General features: G+C 36.6%; 22 protein-coding genes. 12 read left to right on the top strand and 10 right to left on the bottom strand.

Translation table 11 applies throughout. From position 1 onward, the window contains the following. Nucleotide 1 precedes the first annotated feature (1 nt). Nucleotides 2-214, bottom strand: coding sequence for a type II toxin-antitoxin system Y4mF family antitoxin (locus tag LB467_RS14530; RefSeq protein ID WP_224469984.1), 213 nt, complete (start codon nt 212-214; stop codon nt 2-4). 269 nt (nt 215-483) lie between these two features. On the opposite strand from LB467_RS14530, the gene LB467_RS14525 reads away from it, so the two are divergent. From LB467_RS14525 to LB467_RS14500, 6 genes are all read left to right on the top strand, one after another. Then, complete coding sequence (locus LB467_RS14525; protein WP_224474776.1) at nt 484-771, top strand: helix-turn-helix domain-containing protein; 288 nt, start codon at nt 484-486, stop codon at nt 769-771. Nucleotides 772-782: 11 nt separating this feature from the next. Then, entirely contained in the window at nt 783-1,967 is a 1,185-nt protein-coding gene (locus tag LB467_RS14520) for a virulence-associated E family protein (protein ID WP_224474775.1), read from the top strand. 195 nt (nt 1,968-2,162) lie between these two features. Continuing rightward, nucleotides 2,163-3,047: a toprim domain-containing protein gene (locus LB467_RS14515; RefSeq protein ID WP_224474774.1), complete on the top strand. Its 885-nt coding sequence runs from the start codon at nt 2,163-2,165 to the stop codon at nt 3,045-3,047. A 112-nt stretch (nt 3,048-3,159) separates the two neighbouring features. Beyond that, entirely contained in the window at nt 3,160-3,456 is a 297-nt protein-coding gene (gene mbpA / locus LB467_RS14510) for a mobilization protein MbpA (RefSeq protein WP_224474773.1), read from the top strand. Beyond that, entirely contained in the window at nt 3,453-4,325 is an 873-nt protein-coding gene (locus LB467_RS14505; protein ID WP_224474772.1) for a relaxase/mobilization nuclease domain-containing protein, read from the top strand. Before mbpA ends, LB467_RS14505 begins: the two co-directional genes overlap by 4 nt. A gap of 11 nt (nt 4,326-4,336) precedes the next feature. Continuing rightward, nucleotides 4,337-4,795: a DUF6730 family protein gene (locus LB467_RS14500; protein ID WP_224474771.1), complete on the top strand. Its 459-nt coding sequence runs from the start codon at nt 4,337-4,339 to the stop codon at nt 4,793-4,795. Between the two features lie 569 nt (nt 4,796-5,364). Here the strand turns inward: LB467_RS14500 and LB467_RS14495 are convergent. The 4 genes from LB467_RS14495 to LB467_RS14480 form a co-directional block, all read right to left on the bottom strand. Further along, nucleotides 5,365-5,661 carry a hypothetical protein gene (locus tag LB467_RS14495; protein WP_224474770.1) on the bottom strand — a complete coding sequence of 99 codons (297 nt, stop codon included), beginning with the start codon at nt 5,659-5,661 and terminating at the stop codon, nt 5,365-5,367. A 12-nt stretch (nt 5,662-5,673) separates the two neighbouring features. Then, nucleotides 5,674-5,928, bottom strand: coding sequence for a hypothetical protein (locus tag LB467_RS14490; protein WP_224474769.1), 255 nt, complete (start codon nt 5,926-5,928; stop codon nt 5,674-5,676). 34 nt (nt 5,929-5,962) lie between these two features. Then, nucleotides 5,963-7,720 carry a S8 family peptidase gene (locus tag LB467_RS14485; protein ID WP_224474768.1) on the bottom strand — a complete coding sequence of 586 codons (1,758 nt, stop codon included), beginning with the start codon at nt 7,718-7,720 and terminating at the stop codon, nt 5,963-5,965. Between the two features lie 61 nt (nt 7,721-7,781). Next, nucleotides 7,782-8,027, bottom strand: coding sequence for a hypothetical protein (locus tag LB467_RS14480; RefSeq protein ID WP_224474767.1), 246 nt, complete (start codon nt 8,025-8,027; stop codon nt 7,782-7,784). Between the two features lie 684 nt (nt 8,028-8,711). On the opposite strand from LB467_RS14480, the gene LB467_RS14475 reads away from it, so the two are divergent. The 4 genes from LB467_RS14475 to LB467_RS14460 all read left to right on the top strand — a co-directional run bounded on the left by LB467_RS14475 (nt 8,712) and on the right by LB467_RS14460 (nt 12,596). Next, nucleotides 8,712-10,895: an AAA family ATPase gene (locus LB467_RS14475; protein WP_224474766.1), complete on the top strand. Its 2,184-nt coding sequence runs from the start codon at nt 8,712-8,714 to the stop codon at nt 10,893-10,895. A 43-nt stretch (nt 10,896-10,938) separates the two neighbouring features. Continuing rightward, the gene (locus tag LB467_RS14470; RefSeq protein ID WP_224474765.1) at nt 10,939-11,064 is read left to right on the top strand and encodes a hypothetical protein; all 126 of its coding nucleotides are present in this window, start codon (nt 10,939-10,941) and stop codon (nt 11,062-11,064) included. A 92-nt stretch (nt 11,065-11,156) separates the two neighbouring features. Then, nucleotides 11,157-11,333 (top strand): patatin-like phospholipase family protein, encoded by a 177-nt coding sequence (locus LB467_RS14465; protein WP_224474764.1) that lies wholly within the window; start codon nt 11,157-11,159, stop codon nt 11,331-11,333. A 285-nt stretch (nt 11,334-11,618) separates the two neighbouring features. Further along, the gene (locus tag LB467_RS14460) at nt 11,619-12,596 is read left to right on the top strand and encodes an HNH endonuclease signature motif containing protein (RefSeq protein WP_224474763.1); all 978 of its coding nucleotides are present in this window, start codon (nt 11,619-11,621) and stop codon (nt 12,594-12,596) included. A gap of 99 nt (nt 12,597-12,695) precedes the next feature. Here the strand turns inward: LB467_RS14460 and LB467_RS14455 are convergent, their stop codons facing one another. From LB467_RS14455 to LB467_RS14435, 5 genes are all read right to left on the bottom strand, one after another. After that, nucleotides 12,696-13,316, bottom strand: coding sequence for an SOS response-associated peptidase (locus LB467_RS14455; RefSeq protein WP_224474762.1), 621 nt, complete (start codon nt 13,314-13,316; stop codon nt 12,696-12,698). A 193-nt stretch (nt 13,317-13,509) separates the two neighbouring features. Next, nucleotides 13,510-14,043 (bottom strand): XAC2610-related protein, encoded by a 534-nt coding sequence (locus tag LB467_RS14450; protein WP_224474761.1) that lies wholly within the window; start codon nt 14,041-14,043, stop codon nt 13,510-13,512. Beyond that, nucleotides 14,040-14,906: a leucine-rich repeat domain-containing protein gene (locus LB467_RS14445; protein ID WP_224474760.1), complete on the bottom strand. Its 867-nt coding sequence runs from the start codon at nt 14,904-14,906 to the stop codon at nt 14,040-14,042. Before LB467_RS14445 ends, LB467_RS14450 begins: the two co-directional genes overlap by 4 nt. A gap of 24 nt (nt 14,907-14,930) precedes the next feature. Then, nucleotides 14,931-15,482 (bottom strand): hypothetical protein, encoded by a 552-nt coding sequence (locus LB467_RS14440; protein WP_224474759.1) that lies wholly within the window; start codon nt 15,480-15,482, stop codon nt 14,931-14,933. 136 nt (nt 15,483-15,618) lie between these two features. After that, the gene (locus LB467_RS14435) at nt 15,619-16,776 is read right to left on the bottom strand and encodes a hypothetical protein (RefSeq protein WP_224474758.1); all 1,158 of its coding nucleotides are present in this window, start codon (nt 16,774-16,776) and stop codon (nt 15,619-15,621) included. Between the two features lie 39 nt (nt 16,777-16,815). Between LB467_RS14435 and LB467_RS14430 the strand changes: the two genes are divergently transcribed. Together LB467_RS14430 and LB467_RS14425 are read left to right on the top strand one after the other, a co-directional pair. Beyond that, nucleotides 16,816-17,418 (top strand): DUF1819 family protein, encoded by a 603-nt coding sequence (locus LB467_RS14430; RefSeq protein ID WP_224474757.1) that lies wholly within the window; start codon nt 16,816-16,818, stop codon nt 17,416-17,418. Further along, on the top strand, nt 17,418-17,996 hold the full coding sequence (locus tag LB467_RS14425; protein WP_224474756.1) for a DUF1788 domain-containing protein: 579 nt from the start codon (nt 17,418-17,420) through the stop codon (nt 17,994-17,996). The genes LB467_RS14430 and LB467_RS14425 overlap by 1 nt, the downstream gene beginning before the upstream one ends.

Genomic DNA, 17,996 nt, shown 5'->3' with positions numbered 1-17,996 from the left:
ATTAAGTTTGCGAAATATCATTTTGGTCTACCGGAGCAAGCACATGTCCAAACATCTTTAGCACCTGATTTACCTTTTCCATATTCAGGTTTTCTTTTCCCTGTTCTATTTTTCTCACAACGGTTAAAGCCACGCCAGCTCTATCGGCAAATTCTTCCTGTGTGAGTTGGTTTTCTTTTCGCTTTTGTTTTAAAAACTCTGAGAGGTTCTTCATTATATGTAATTAAATATAATTATTGCAAATATATATTAATTATATGTTTAAACGTATATTTTTGGTTTTGTTTCTATATTTATATGTATTTGCATATAAATTTTCGGGAGAAGCAATTAAATTGATTAGAGCTGATTTTTCATACTTTAAAAAAGAAGTCATACAAGGTATGAATAGTATGACTTTCTTATTATTTCCCATCTTAGTTTTGGTTCCAGAATTCTAATTACAAAAGCGCTTTTGTTCATTTTCTAACTTAAAATTTTTCAATGAACGAACTAAAAATTTTAGAGCAACTGGACCGTATAGAAAAATTAGTCCGTGCTCACAAAGCAGTATTGACTTTTGATCAGGCCTGTGATTATACAGGAATTTCAAGAAGTTATATGTACAAACTTACCGCCAGGGGGGAAATTCCTTTCTCTAAACCCAAAGGTAAATTAATTTTTTTCTCACGTGAGAAACTGGATAGCTGGCTACTTAATAATAGTCATTCTTCTAAAGATGAAATTAAGAGGGGAGCAGTAGAATATACCTTTAGAAATAAAAGGTTTTAAAGCTTTGGGTTATGAAGAAATTTGAATCCAAACTCTATCAGGTTTCTGAGCAGAAGAAAAAAACGATCTACGACGCCGTGGATGAGTATGTTTCTGAGAAATATGATATACGGTTTAACCAAATCTCCCACGAGTTTCAGATACGGATTAAGGAGTCAAATAGCTGGGAAGATTTTGAAGTGAATTCTCTACTTATAGAATTAGCGAAATCAAACATAGAAATTAACCCGGGCAAACTGGATATCTATTTACGGTCTAACCTAATTCCCAGATTTAACCCGATTGCGGAATACTTTGATAAGCTTCCAAAATGGGTGGGTGGAGATCATATAAGAACACTCGCTTCATACCTTCCGGCTAAAGAACCTGAGCAATTTCTTTATCATTTTAGGAAATGGCTGGTAAGAACAGTTAAGGGTGCATTGGATGAAAATTATTTCAATAAGCAATGTTTGGTTTTAGTGCATTCAGAACAAAATTCAGGAAAGTCTACCTGGTGCAGGTTTCTCTGTCCACCGGCTTTATCAAAGTACTTTGCTGAAGATATGACTACGGATAAAGACGCCAGGATTCAACTTACCAGGAATTTCATCATCAATTTAGATGAATTATCTGTGCTGGCCAGAAAAGAAATAAATGCGCTTAAAGCTTATTTCTCAAAAACGATGATCAATGAAAGGCTGCCTTATGATCGCAAAAACTCCAACCTGCGAAGGACCTGCAGTTTTATAGGATCTACAAACAGGGCAACCTTTCTTAATGATGAAACCGGTTCTGTGCGCTGGCTATGTTTTGAGCTAAATGGTAAAATTGATTTTGCTTATTCCCGGGAAGTAGATATAAACAAAGTATGGGCTCAGGCCTATTACCTGGCCTATGTGGATGAACAATTTAACCCGGAACTGACCCTGGAGGATATTGTTGCAAATGAAGAAAGGAACAAGACTTACCGGGAAGCCAGTATGGAAGAAGAACTGCTCTGTAAGTACTATCTCAAGAGCTTAGATCCAGCCGACTTTAAAACGGCCTCAGATGTAGTGTTACAGCTCAATTGTATCAATCCGAGACTGAATATTTACAATATGGGTAGAGCAATGAGGGCTCTGAACTTTGAAAGGGTAAAATCAACCCAAAATGGAAGATATGGCTACCTGGTCAAACAGCGGTTCAAGACCTCTCCTTTAGAAGTTTTATAAAATCTATTTACCCTAATTACCCAAACCTTGGAAAGGGCTGTTAACAAAGGGGGTTTCACTGGGTAAATAGAATTTAAAACTATCTACCACAATTACCTTTTTGGGTAATTAGGGTAGATTGGAAAAACAACAAAAAATGCATTGAAACCCCTGGTTTTACTGGCCTGGGTAAATAGGTAACTTAAAAATTAAAAAATGGACTTAAATAACTTATCGTGTAAAAGTGCCCGTAATATTTGCATCGTAAAAACGCTTGCAAAATTAGGGCACTTTCCCACCAGAACATCGGAAAAAGAAGCTTGGTTTCTGAGTCCCCTGCGGTCAGAAACCCAAGCCTCTTTTAGCGTCTCTTTAATTAAAAACTTATGGTTTGACTTCGGATTGGGAATAGGGGGGAATACCATAGATCTAATTATGCTTATAAATTCCTGGTCTGTAAGGGAAACCCTGGAATTTTTAAAAAGCGATATGGGATCTCTCTCTTTTAGCCCGCCGGATATTGAACATCTTACTAAGGAACCAGAAATTAGTATCCTGGACGTTCAAATTATTCACCTGAAAGCATTAATTGATTATCTGAACTCACGGAATATACCTTATGAGATTGGTAGAAAATACTGCAGGCAGGTTTGGTATCGCTGTAAAGGAAAACGGTTTTTTGCACTTGGCCTTGAAAATTATAAAAGAGGCTGGGAACTTAGAAATAAATACTTTAAAACCTCCAGTAGCCCTAAGACCTTTTCATTTTTTGAAAGAGGATCCAGACAACTACTTATCACAGAAGGGATGTTTGATTTTCTTTCCCTGGCTACCATCGATGAAGACTTAGTACAAAACTCCGACTGCATCATTTTAAATTCCCTGGCTTTTTTGGAAAGGATAAAAATCTTCATCCCTAAATATGAAAAGGTCCTGATTTATCTGGACAATGACCAAGCAGGTAAAAAAGCAGCCGGTTCGCTTTTAAACCAGTTTGATAATATAACCGATTGCAGTGATTCTTATTCTGGCTATGTAGATCTAAATGAAAAATTGAAAGCTGAAAAATCCCTTGACTTTAAAATAATGATGCGTTGGTAATTGGTAAATGCCTATCGGAGAATTTCAGTTGAAAGGGAAAAGCAAGATGTGTCATTGTAATGACAATCTTGCTTTGCGCCCGGTGGTTGCAAAGGTTTTAAAAAGAAAAAAAATGAAAAGGGAATACATCCAGGTTCGATGCTCGATCTACGAGAAAAAGCTACTCCAAAGAAGAGCGGCCAGGGCAGGAATTTCCCTTTCAGAGTATATCCGAGCAACGGCCTTTGATAAAAATATTGTAGAACGGATCACTCCGGATCAATTAGAGACTTACCAGATGCTGGTACAATACAAGAACAATTTTACCCGCATTGGGAATATGTTTAGAAAGCGGGATCCAAAGCTGGCTAGAGAGGTGGAAGACCTGGCTAAAGAAATCAGGACACATTTAAAAAACTTTAAAAAATGATTGGGAAAGGACACGCCGTATCCGGCACAAGGGTTTCCATATCCTATGGCTGGAACCAGGAAAAAGAAGCTGAGGTTGTGCTAAGGGAACACGTGGCCGGAGATACTCCAGCGGAGATAGCCGAAGAGTTTAGGATTATCCAGTCGCAAAATGAACGCTGTATTAATAACACCTTAAGCTTTATTGTAAGCCCAACTATTGAGGACGGAAAGGATCTAAGCAAAAAAGAACTGGAAGATCTCGCTAAAAAGTTTTTAAAGGAAATGAACCTACAAAACAATCAATCCATAGGTTTTGTTCACCGGGATAAAGCCCATACCCATGTTCATATCTATACCAACAGGATTGGTTTTGATGGCAAAGCCTACAATGACAGCTTTATCGGAAAACGAAGCCAGATCGCTGCCGATAATGTTGCAAAGGAATTAGGACTTACCAGGGTTCGGGAAGTACAGCAGGAAAGACTTAATGAATTAAAGGGCCTCAGACAGGAGATCAAAAATATACATGACAGGGTACTTCAGTCGAGGCCAAAATCCCTGGATGAATATATAAGCAAAATGAAAGCTCAGAAGGTGGAAGTGATTCCCACAATCAATAAAGCCAATCAATTGCAAGGGTTCCGGGTGGAATACAAAGGAGTGAATCTTAAAGCAAGTGAAGTGGACCGATCAATGAGTGGGAATAGGTTAATCCCAACAATCTCGCAAAACCAGGGTTTAAGAAAGCTTATGGAAGCACCAAAAGACCTGCAAGTTTTAAATAAAACGGTACAAATAAGCAACAACCTGTCCACCAAAATAGCCAAAGAGCTTATAAAAGGAGCTGTAAAAATAGTAAGGGATACCGGAATAGGATATGGATATTAAAAAGTTGAATTATGAAAAAACTAGATGAAATTATGGAACTAATGGCCGATGAAATGGAGGATTTCAAAACTGCTGTGCTGGAGCTTAAAAAGCTTTCAGAACAATTGGTTATGATGAGTATTCCCATCAGCACGGAAGCTTTGGAGAAGAACCTGAACACATTCCTGCTAAAGCAGCATGCAGAAAAAGAAAAAACAGATGAAATCCTGAAAGAGATAGACCGGAAATTAAAACACGCCAGGATCATTCCCAATTATCTGCTGATCCTTTTAGGAATATTTGGGATTCTTGCTTTGGGATCTGTGGGGTATTTTGGTTACACCGATAAAAAAAATGTAGAAGAGAATTTTGAAGTCTACCAAATGATTATGGAATCACAGAATAAGTCATACGAAGATTATTTTACAGCATACCCGGAAATCCACGAGGCATACTGCAATTGGCTAGAGGATGGATACCAGGGTTTGTAATGACAAATGGCTATGGTTAAAATTCCGTGAAATTTGCGTCAAACGCCCTGAAACCCCCAGTAAACCCGTTGAAATTTGCGTCAAAAATTTAGTAATAAATTAAAGAAATTTTTAGATCAGTGGATAAGGAGTGGATATTCCAGTAAATGGGCTTAAGGCCCTGATAACAGGTTGGAATTTACTGGTTTTGTAAATAGAAGTAGGTAGCGCCCCTATGCTGTTTTTACTTTACGCTTAACTTCCCGTATGCTATAAAAACAGCATAGGATCCGGCGCCAGTTATGGTAGATATGGGGACTTAAAAGAATTGCTCTCCAAAGTTCAAGACCGACTCGAAAATTTTTAAAGTTAGGATTTATCGTTTCGTGAATTTTGTTGAGCAAAGGTTCTTTACTAAAGAAACTAATGAAAGCCTTATGTTTCTGTGAAATCTTAGTTTTACTAGCATCCATACAATGTAAATATCGAAACGTTTATGAAATAGGTAAAAGCAGTGCGTATTTTTCTAAATTAAAAGAAAAAAGATCCTTTGATTAATGATTACAAAGGATCTTTTCTAAGCCTGTAAATTAATTATCAAATTCCGGGGGTCCCCCTGCGTCTGAAAAATCCTCTTCATTAAAGTTACTGTTGTAATCATTCTTTTGAAAACCTGATTCTTTCTGCTGAGTTTTATAACTCTCAATTTCCATAACTAATTCCTGAGAAGGAGGACCAGCATCATTATCATCCACTGATGAGATGCTTTCTTCCTGATTATTTATCGAAAAAGCAGATGCACCCGCATCTGACAAAGATTCCTGTTCTGAACCTTTTTTCTCATTTTGCACTAAGGTCTTGTCCTTTATATTTATATTTATTTCCATAATGGTACTATTTTAATTTAAGAATGCATATCGGGCTTCAATATTTACATCCCTTCCTGTTAAATTTTTAATTGAAATAAAATAAGTGACTTTGCTACTGCTAGCTCTTTCTACTTGAACTTCCCATTCTATTTGAGGGGCACCGACCCTTGGCGAAGTTGGCACTACCGTCCAGATTACGTGTTTGGCGGGATTCCAGGAATGAGTGAACCACCTTCTACTACTGTTTGCACGAACTGTGCCTGTGAATTGAACTCCTACTCTCATTGCTATTATTTTTAAGATTATATAATTGGTTTAGTTACCAGCCTAGTACGGCATATCTTCCTTCGATACGTACCGGGAAAGCTGTAAGGTTTTTAACTGTTATCCAGTATGTAATGTGTTCATCGCTAGCCCTTTCTACCTGGACTTTCCATTCCACTTGAGGTGCTCCAGAACGTGGGGTTGTGGGCATTACAGTCCATACTACGTGCCAGTGGGCGGGCCACCTAAAGGTGAACCAACGTCGCTGTTGTCGAGCATTAATTGTCCCAGTGAACTGAACTCCTACCCAGGAATTTGTTGGATTAACAGCTGCAATCATTTGTCTTAAATTGGGTCTGTTACCTATTCGCTGGGACCTTGGTCTTCCAGAAGTACTTTGCTGAGGCGATCCAGTGCTACGTAAAAGATTTCGGGCTCTGGACGGAGTTAAAGGTATTCTTCCTCTGGCTTTTAAATAACCCTGAACGCAACCAAGAGCCCCAACTACAATAGGAGAAGCGCTTGAAGTTCCGCTAAAAGTATCAGTAAACCATCTATCTCGGTTGTTTGGATCAACCGGATCTCGCCACAATCCACCGTAGCCGGTAGTGGTCACTTCTCTTCCCCAGCCTTGCGCATCAATAGCTGATCCATAATTAGAAAATCCAAGTCTGGAACGGTCAGCGCCGTGATTTCGACCATGGGTATTAGGTGGTGGTGCTCCTGCACCTACTAAAATACTACCTGAATCTAAAGGATCTCTTTTAAAGGGATTCTTCCACCAGGATGGAAAACCATTTGGCTTATTATTATAAATTGATCCATCCAGGTTCTCACCTCCATTGCCTGCAGCGGAAACTACAATTATTCCTTTATTAACCGCATACCTTATAGCTTCATAATCATCTGGCCACCATTCAATTGCAATATATCCGTCCTGATCATCTCTTCCCTGAAAATTATTTTTTGGACCCGCTCTGTGTATTTCCAAAAGCATAATATCCCCGGCGCGTAACCGGTTAGCGGCATTTCTAATTGCCAAAGCGGTTGGTTGAGAAAAAGATACCGCTGCTGCCCAGGCTTGCGGGCAAATTCCTGAAATTCCGAAGTGGTTGTGATCACCACTGTATTCTCCAATTACAGCAGTTCCATGGTTTTCACTCCTTAAGTTCGTGGAATTTGTTCCAGATAATACACCGCCCCGATTTTGAAGCAGATCGATATGATTAAATCGCCATCCCCATTCACAATCTATAATTCTTACATTAGAACCTTTACCACCACTAAGGCCCCATGCATACCTCGCATCTATACCCTCCGGTGCTGGATTTAAATATCCCTGACGAGAAGTGAAATCTGGGGGTGTGGTGGGAGTGCCTTCTTCCGGTTCCAGGACTTCCGTGCTTTCCATTTCATCCATTTCTGGTGCGGTTGGCGGCTCACCAAATGGTTTGATATATGCTCCATCAATGAGTTCATCCTTAAGAAGATCATCCTTAATTTCTTCTAAATCTTCTTCTGGAGCTTCAACGTAATAAAAAAGGTGCTGATGTAGTTCTGCGGAATCAGGCGCAGAGTCCTCTTCCATTTCTCCTATTAACGCTTCCTCACTCTTACCAAAGAGAGGTGTAAGAGAAATTTTTTTGTCCTTAAGCAGTTTTTGAAGAGATTTTGTTTCCGCTCCTTGAGTAGAACGTATGCCAGATGGTGTAGAGCGCATTCCAGCATCCTGCTTAGCAATCACGATCAATTCCCCTTTAGGAATAGTCTCCTTCGAAGCATCTTGCCCCGGTGGATTTTTCTTTTTTGCCATAATATATATGATTTAAATTAAATATTAAATGCAAAGTATAAGGGGAGTGAACCTTTTTATTTTATGAGGGGAGTGAACCTTTTTGTTTTAAGTAAACATTTTCAATTTCTTTTATCTTTTTTAATTCTTGAACAATATTTTCAGCCTTCTCTTTTTCCGTCATTTCAAGGTATATGTAAGTGGACATTTCTCCTTCAAAGGAATTTAAAGTTCTTTCTTCTTTATCAATTTTTTTTAAAACATCTTGAATTTTTTCCAGTGCTTTATCAACCTTGATCTTACTAGTATGAATAGTGATTTCGTACATTTTTCTTAATCAATTAGATTTGGGGATTTTAATAATGACCACAATAACTTATATATAATGTATGGGGAATATTTAAAGATATATACGCTCTAATACAGAAAATAGGTGAGGGCTACTTTAAAATCTGTAACTGAGGGGGGAATGAGAATTGAAGGGGAAATTTGTACTTTTTAAATCTTACCTAAATTAATAAAAAAATTATTACCACTAACCTTTAATAAGAAAATTAACATAAATATCTGGAATATAGCGCTTAAGAATATTTTTTCCGAAAAGCTGTAAAGTGCAGACCATTAGTATAAAAAATTAATATGATCTACTTCGGGTTCACTTTATGGCTCTCATTATTAGATAATCTAGAATTCAGACAACACTAATAGCTACTAATTTTTATGTTCATAATCGTGTCCACTAAAGGCCTACATTTTAGTCGAATTTTCGTAAATCTGAAAAACCTTTTAAATCAGCGGTATTTTGAGACACCGGGAAACTGCGAAACCTAATTTGAAGAGGGTATATTTTCATTTCCCTTGCCTTAAATAACTAATAAGCAGTCAGTTAAAATTAAATTAGATTAGATTTTTTTTATTTTTTTTCCTAAATTTAAAAATCCTACCAGAACCTTAGAAATTTCATTCTACCCTCTTGTAAATTTATTTATGTAAAATTTTAAAATTATAAGCTATGTCGTCACTAAAAAGGCCCGGGGTCTATATTCAGGAAAAATCTACTTTGCCCGAATCAATAGCCAGTGTAGAAACAGCAATTCCGGCCTTTATCGGTTATACCGAAGATGCAACATTGCTCAATTCTGCTACCAGAATTACCTCTTTACTAGAATACAAAGATAAGTTTGGTGGAGCGCCACTCCAGCAGTTTAGACTCTTGCTGAATGATGAGTATACCGATGGAGAACTTACTTCCAGAACTTATACTGTTGATGATCCCAATCCCAGCATCTTCAAGCTGTTTCATAGTCTTGAACTCTATTTCAATAATGGCGGAGGCCCTTGCTACATCGTTTCGGTAGGTGATTATGATTCGGGAGTGATTGAAGTCGGCAGAACAGAACCGATGGAAGGGCTAATTGGAGGCATTGCCGCAACTGAAAAAGTAGATGAACCTACCCTTTACGTATTTCCCGATGCCATTAGCCTAAGGGACCAAGTGGAGTACGGCTCCGTAGCCAAAGTTGCATTGGAAATGTGCAATAAGCTACAGGACAGGTTCACAATATGTGATGTGTTTCATAACGGGAATCCAACTGCAATCACTGATTACAGAGGTGAACTTGGGATGAATTATCTCGAATACGGAGCAGCTTACTATCCTACATTAAAAACTACGCTAAATTACTTTGTGGATAAGAACTCCATCATCACCCACACTCATAATATTACGGATACCCTTCCCCTTTACAATGGGCGTACACTTTCAGAAGTAGAAAATGACGATCCTATGGTGTTCCGAAGGTTTGAAACTGAAATAAAAAAGAAATACCTGACCCTGCCTGCTTCCGGGGCCATTGCTGGTGTATTTGCCAAAGTAGACGAAAACAGAGGTGTATGGAAAGCCCCAGCAAATGTAAGCCTGAATTCTGTCTCTGCACCGACGGTAATGGTAACAAACGAGCAGCAGGCCGAACTTAATGTGAACGCATCAACCGGTAAGTCCATTAATGTGATCAGGTCTTTTTCAGGAAGAGGTATACTCGTATGGGGAGCCAGAACGCTGGCTGGTAATGATAATGAATGGAGATATGTTCCTGTTCGCAGATTATATATCACAGTAGGGGAGTCGGTTAAAAAAGGGACGGAGTTTGTGGTGTTTGAGCCTAATAACGCTACTACCTGGGTAAGGGTAAAAGCAATGATTCAAAATTACCTTACAACTGTTTGGAGAGAGGGTGGACTAGCAGGTTCCAAACCAGAGCAGGCATTTTTTGTAAAGATAGGTTTAGGCGAAACCATGACGGCGCAAGATATTCTGGAAGGCAGAATGAACGTAAAAATTGGTATGGCACCAGTGCGGCCGGCAGAATTTATCATCTTAAAATTTTCTCACAAGTTACAGGACTTCAACCCAGAATTCCGTGCCAAACTATTGATTACCAAACTAGAATGGTCAGATTTAGTACTTACACCAAAAGCGGAAGAACAACTGAAAGAAATTGAAAGTTGGATTAAACACAACTATGTACTCGTGGATCCACGGGAAAAGGAAAGGGTGGTAAAACGCGGGTACTGGACATTATTCTATGGACCTTCCGGCACGGGCAAGACACTTACAGCCGCTCTATTGGGAAAAATGACAGGCAGGGGTGTTTATCGGATCGATTTGTCACAGATAGTTTCCAAATATATTGGCGAAACAGAGAAAAATCTCGCTCAGGTCTTTGACCGCGCTGAAAACGAAGAATGGATATTGTTTTTTGATGAGGCAGATGCGCTTTTTGGAAAAAGAACCAGCATCAAAGACTCCTATGACCGTTATTCCAACCAGCAGGTTTCATATCTATTGCAGAGAATGGAAGACTTTACTGGCTTAGTGATACTGGAATCGAAACTTAAAAAAAATATTGATGAAGCTTTTATGAGAAGGTTTGAGTCAATTATACACTTTCCATTGCCAGGAAAGGACGAACGCTACCAATTGTGGGAAAATGGTTTATCCAAATCAACATATTTATATCAAAATGTAGATCTGAAAGAGATAGCTGAGAAATACAAATTATCAGGAGAGGGGATCATAAAAGTGATCCAACATTGCTCGCTAAAGGCCAGAAGGAGGCAGAGCAATGAAATAGAGCTTCAGGATATTGTATCCGAAGTAAAGAGAGAATATAAAGAGGAAGCGTCCAGTGATTAATTGTATCATTTGATATTCTCTTTCTGATCACCACAGATAAAGTTTGAAAACATTTAATTATCAAAACCAAATAACAATGAAAACCAGATTTGGTCCTATGGCAGAAGGAGCCCTCAAAGAATTTCAGGTAACGAATTTCGATCTCGCCATAACCGGAATTTTCGATTAGGCTACCCCGGGACGATTTGACTCTTGCTTTAAATTCAGATCAAATTGGCTTATTGGTGGATTAGGATTAATAAAATTTACAAACTACAGTATATGAAAAAAATATTATCAATTGATGGTGGAGGAATACGCGGTATAATTCCGGGACAAATTATGGTAGCTCTGGAAAGAAAACTACAGGAGAAATCCAAAAATCCTGATGCAAAACTCGCTGATTTTTTTGATTTCTTTGCCGGGACAAGTACTGGCGGTATTCTGAATCGGCTGTAATTTATATTTCAAGTACTTTTTAGAAAAGGACTTTCTTATAGGTATGGAAAGCGGAAAAATATAAATCAACCAAGATTTATATTGACTTATTAGAAGATGGTCATCAAGGAATATATGAAGGACAATAATAACAGGTCACTCATAAAAGCGTGTTTAATAGAAAAGATTTAAATTAGATTCCCTAAACCTAAATTTAAACTACACGGGTGGGTTTTAAACAGCCTGCCAATTGTCGTTATATGAAACCGAAATACTTAATCGTGAAACTAGAATAAACATTTGGGATTGAAGAATAATTTGATTGACATATATGATGTTGAAAGATCCTGCGAGTATCGGGGAGAAATTTATTTTGTAAGAAATAATGGAGCTGTTTACAGAAGCAGAAAAACTAATAACAGGAAAAGACCTTTGGATGAGAAGTGGACTTTTGGCAAACTTGATAATAAAAAAGGATATCTTAATATATCATCGGAAACAGTACATAGAATTGTCGCAACGGCTTTCCATGGGCCTCAACAATCAGAGAAACATATAGTAGATCATATTGATACTAATAAGCAAAACAATAGGCCCGAAAACTTAAGATGGATAACAAGGTTAGATAACATACTACTGAACCCTATAACGCTATCTAGAATAATTTATAAATATGGTAGTATTGATAATTTTCTTTCCGACCCTTCCAAACCTTTAAATGGTAGTCTTGACCAAAACTTTAGTTGGATGAGAACGATTACAAAAGAAGAATCAGAAAACGCAAAAAACAATTTATTGAATTGGGCTAAAGAAGGGACGATATCAACTGGTGGAATTTTAGGTGAATGGATTTATTCTAATCTCAATCAGAAGAAAGATGATGACAGTGAACAAAATTTATTAATTCAATCAATAACATCCAACGCATTTCAGAAAAACTGGAAAATTCAGAGTGAATTCCCCAACTGTCCTATTTCAACTAATGAAAATTCCTTAAATATTTATAAGGAAAGATTAATTAAAGGAAGTGTTTTTTCAAGTAATAAATATGGAGAATCTTTTGTTGAATCTGTAGGAATTAATGAAACAACTGATGAACTTTTAATATTGACAAGTATTAATAATCAAAAGAAATTTGCACTCGCAAAAGTGTATATTGATGGATACAACTTTATTCATGAAAGCAATGGGACATTTTTTACTTTAGCTGGGGGTCAAAAACAATTTAATATAGCTCTCGGAAAGGAATGGTATGGAGAAGACTCTATAGATGATTATTTATAAATTAGAAAAACTATAACTTGCTGCAATAGGAGTTAAAAATAATCCTTACAGTAGGCTCTTCCAATAAAATTTATTTTTAACATAAAGCTTTATATATTTCTAAACCACTTCTGAGGCGATTAAAGGCACATCATACGGGAAAGCGAAATTTTGATGATCGGTGCCAGTTAACCAAGATTGATGATCTTGTTTCTTTAGAACAACCGGCATTCTCTTTTTATTATTATGAATTTCAGCCATTAATTCATTTGCTTCAGTGGTGACAATAGAATAAGAATTAATAGATTCATTGGTTTCCGGATTGGTCCAGGTGGAGTAGATACCTGCAAAAGCAAAAATTTCCTGATCAGTAGGATTAATTAAATACTTCTGCTTTTCTTTTCCTTTTGAATCTTTCCATTGCCACTCATAATAACCGTCTGCAATAACTAAACAACGTTTTTTAACCGAATTTCTAAAGGAAGGTTTTTCTGCTATGGTTTCAATCTTAGCATTCAGGGTCATTTTTTTGATCTTATCATCCTTGGCCCAAAAAGGAATTAAGCCCCAATTAAACATTTGAATTTCCCCCTGATTTTCATCTGAAATTACCGGGGTTTTGGAAAAGGTAAAGGCATTTATTTCTAATTGAGGTGTGTAGGCATCTGGCTCAATGAATCTTGCGTCCAGACTGCGCTCTATTTCACTTAGTTTGGAATTGAGTTTAGTACGATAGCACATTTTTCTAATTTTTATATTAATTTACTAAAATCTGTTGAATTTATGGAGCAGGTAGAACAATAGGCGCGTACGGTTGCGATTGTCGACAATGGTGGTGTGAGTAACAAAAGCTGTCGTTTTTTTATTTTATTTTCAAAAGATAGACCTGCATCAAATTAGACGATAAAAATTGATTTAGGAGTATAGTTCACTGTTATTGCTCAATTAGCATTAAACCTTCAATGCGATAAACTCTTCGATTATCTTCGATGCCGTCTGGTTGGGAAAGGATAAGCTTGGCTTTTTTATCTATTTTTTGAATTCTTAAATAGTCCCAGTCTTCACGGTGCTCAAATTTATCGACTTGTGGATTGAAAATATAATAAGCTTTCCATCTATAATTAATGGGAATCGTGAAGTCCAGATATCCGTCAAGATTATAATCAAAGAAACTAAAATTCAAAGACCCCAGGCCAATATTATCTTCCAAATCATGTATGACTTGGATTTCCTGATTTTCTTTGAAAATTGTCGTACTTTTAATTCCACCATAATAGCCAATATTTTCGGAGTGGCTTAGTTTATTGTCCCAGACAACATCCAGGGTAATATTACCAACTCTATAGATTCCCGATTCATTTACTTCAAGGGGGGTAATGTCTTCATTAGAAAATAATTCCCAGCTAGAATTCTGAGAATAAGTTGAGGTGTAAAACGTTACGAACAGCAGAAAAAATAGGTCTTTCATTTTTTAGAATATTTTGCATACTTAAAATACCCGGAAACCGCATAGGGGTCCGCGCTAATTTCAAAGCTGGAATTACCAATATATTCAGAAGCCCTCAAATGGGAGTGGGCTATTTGAGACAGTTTCTTTTTTAGTCTTTCTGTTGGCCTGGGTTTTATATAAAATGCAGTTGGCATTAAAGGAGCAATTTGGTTTTCAATCTGGAGGTAGTCTTTTATATATGAGCTATGATAAGCCCAATTATCTATCCAAAAGGCTGTAAAGCCATAATCAAAATATGAGTTTATATAACTAACTTCTGCTTCCGTGGAGTTTTCAAGTATCTGGAAAACTTCATATTCCGGGATTTTAGGAAGTTCCAATTTCTTTACCCTGGAGAATCCACAAATAGGTTTTATAGTTTCCAACGGATTATCACAGAGGTATAATTCCCGTAGGTTTTCTAAATTTTGAATAGGCTTCAGATTAGTAATTTGGTGATATTCAAGAGAGAGGTACTCTAATTGATTTAATATTTTCACAGGAGTGAGATCACAAATTTTCACCTTTACTGAAATACCTAAAATATATAAATGTTTTAGGTTTGGACAAAGTTCAAGGAAATCCAGATTTCCGTTGAAATCAGAGTCATCAATATAGAGAAATTCTAACTTTTCAAAATCGGGAATGTCTTTATAAGGATGTTTTTCTTTGCCTATAAACTCCTGTATTCTTAGCGTGTCTGCGGAAAGAAAGGGATCATCATCTTTTAGCTGGTTTCTGACCTGAAGTATTTCTTCAAAATCCCAGCCTTGTTCCTGCCAGTGCAGATTGTAAGTTAGATACCGGTGCTGAGGACAGGTTTTGTTGAGTTTATATGGCATAATTTATTTCGGTTTGAAGAATTATTAATCCGGACATGCATCAGATTCCCAGTATAATTCATTAAACTCCTCCATAAACTTAATAGTATATTGCCATTCTCCAGCTTTGAATTTTATATCTAACTCTTTCTCTTCAAGGATAAATGGTTTCACTGCCTCCTGTTCTTCTTCATACCATTCAACCCAGAACAAGAAAAAGTCTTCTGTACCTAGTTTCTCATTCTTTTTTAGCCATTGCATAAGATCTGGATAATCATCCCTAACGTTTTCTAGAACGGCCATTTCTTCCCTGAAATATTCTTCGTGCTTATGTAGCTCAATGATCTCCTGCAAAGATGGATAAAGAAAGCTGAATCGATTTTCAGGGTTATTAGATATACAAGGGCAAGTCATTCCTTCATAACAAGATCCATTGTGCCTGTTCTTATGGCAATATTGATAAAGTTCCACATAGTTCAAAACCCACCAGGTTAGTTTGGGAATATTTATAAAACCGCCTTTCTTCAGACTTTTGAGATTCTCAAGAGCTTCGTCAATTTCTTTACGGTTCAATATTTTTTCTTCTTGTTGCGTCAATTTTTGGTGTTAGAGTGCTGAACTTTTGAGAGACGAGTGCCTATTCCTATCTCAATAACTACATCTTTTATATTAAAATAATCTCTACTTATACGGATTGTTCTTTTCATTTAATTTTTTTGAATTGTTTATTTCTTTAAATCATCTGAGACTTTAGCTTATTAATCGAGTCTTGGCTATTTTTTATTGAATTTGATAATGATTGTAATTCCTGGTCAAGGTCTTTTTTCTCCTCAAGTATCCTTTTTAGCTGCATTTCAACCATTTCAGCTTTGGAAGAAAATTGTTTTTTTCTTTCTTTTTCTTGGGTCATGCGCATTTTTAATTCTTCTATTTCTTTGGTTTTCTCTTGGTTCAGAATTATCCGATTAGCACAAATTTGGACTACGATAATGGAAGCAAGCTCGTAATTACCTTTTACCAGACTTTTAGAGGCATTCAAAGTAGCTTTGAATTTATTTGTGATACTGTCAAAATTGTCATTTCTTAGAGAATAAGCCAGGGCACCAATACCTACTGCCCAACCTACCGGACCTGTGACAAAAGCCAGAAAAGAACTCATACCTGTATAAAAAGCAAAAGGTAGAGTTATTCCTAATACACTTGTAAGGCCACCAACAAAGGTTGATGCAACAATATATATTCCCATCCCAGAAATTTCTGCCAGGGCTAAGGCTCCAACGGAGCCAAGAGAAGCTAGTTGAGATCCTTCCAAATTCTTTTTTTCCAGAACTTTATTCAATTCCTGCTGAAACCTTCTTTTATCTTCCGGTGATAATTTTTGGAAATTTTCCTGGAACTTATAAACCAGAATTTCCTCTTCAATTTTTTTTACATCGGTTCCTGAAATTGGAATTTTGTAGTGATTGGCAATCTTCTTTAGAATCTCCCGATAGGTGAATTTTTTTTGAAGTAATCCTTTAAATGGTTTAATGATTCCTGACAATTCATTTTCTATAACGAAGGATTCACCTCGTTTTTTGTTTAAGAGCTTCTCAAATATTTGCCGTTGATCATCATTTAAATGAGAAAATAATTTCGAAGGATAGGGGGTAAGGTTAGATAAGTCTACATCTGACAAATCATCAACCAGATTTGACGAATATGTTGAATACATAAGGAATAGGATTTTGGACTTCAGAAATTTAACGTAGGGGAGAAATTTCGATTTATTAAGAGCTAAATATAAAGAAAAAATTAACATTATAAATTGTTTGTTTATCCTGTCAAAGAATCGTATTATTATAAAAGTGTTAATTATTTTAACTAAATTTAGCAACAGACTGAAAGCCAATTTTAAAGCAATTTAAAGAAGCTTTTTGATGATAGATTTATGCACAGTGAAAAATACGACTTCGCCTTTACCTCGTCTTCCCTACGCTTAAACGAAATAGTATTGGTTGCGAATCATTTTATAAATGATTCTGAAGTTGATTATGTAAATGACTTGGGAGCAGGTAAAAGTGCTACCGGTAAGCGGATATATAGAGAGGTCTCAAAAAGATTAGCCTTTCTTAACTCACAGCAAATAAAACTTTTGGTAAACGGAAGCCTGGACGTACAGAAACAACTGGCTTTTTATGCTGCCTGTAGGTCTCATCTCTTTATCAGGGATTTTACAGTGGAAGTATTAAGAGAAAAGTACCTGGTTTTTGATTATGAGATTAGTGAAGGAGATTATATTTCGTTTCTCCGTAGAAAACAGGAGTTGCATGAGGAGATAGATAAACTTTCTGAGAGTAGCTTAAAGAAAATCAAACAGGTTACATTCAGAATTCTGGAACAATCAGGTTTAATTAATAATACAAAACAGAAAATAATACAGCCTCAAATTTTGCAAACAGAATTAATTCAGGCTATTTGCAAGGATAATCCAGAATGGCTTAAAATATTTCTAGTTAGCGATTTAGATATGGAAAATTATACTAACCAATAATGTCGAACTTAACCGAAAATTTTGATCATCTATACCAGGTGATCTCCTCATCTAATTTTTTAAAAAAACAGAGCCTCGGCGGAGAAATTCCTTTCTTCATTTCTGCATATGACGCCCAGGATCAAAACGAAGTAGGAGAAGCTATAAGATTATTGAAGAATAAATTAAATAATGCTGGTGTAACCGTTCTGGAATTGAATCTTTACGATATTGCTTGTGAAATTTTGGAGAATAAAGGAGGTATTGAAAAGATGTTCAGGGTGGAACAACGCAAATCCAAGGACAAATTTTTGAGGGCTTTACAGTCTTCACTTAATATTCACCAGGTGCTAATGCCTAAGATTAGTGAAATGATAAGAGAATCGGAGGCTAAGGTTTATTTCCTGACTGGAATAGGGGCTTGTTATCCTTTTATTAGATCCCATAATGTTCTTAATAATCTTCAGAATATAGCCAAGGACTGTCCTACAGTCGCTTTTTTCCCTGGGGAATATAACGGCCATTCCTTAAACCTTTTCGGTTTGCTAAAAGATGACAATTACTATCGAGCTTTTAATATCAATACAATCAAAGCCTAA

The sequence above is a fragment of the Salegentibacter tibetensis genome (assembly GCF_020164485.1).
GTDB classification, from domain to species: domain Bacteria; phylum Bacteroidota; class Bacteroidia; order Flavobacteriales; family Flavobacteriaceae; genus Salegentibacter; species Salegentibacter tibetensis.
This window is presented reverse-complemented; position numbering and strand designations above follow the sequence as displayed.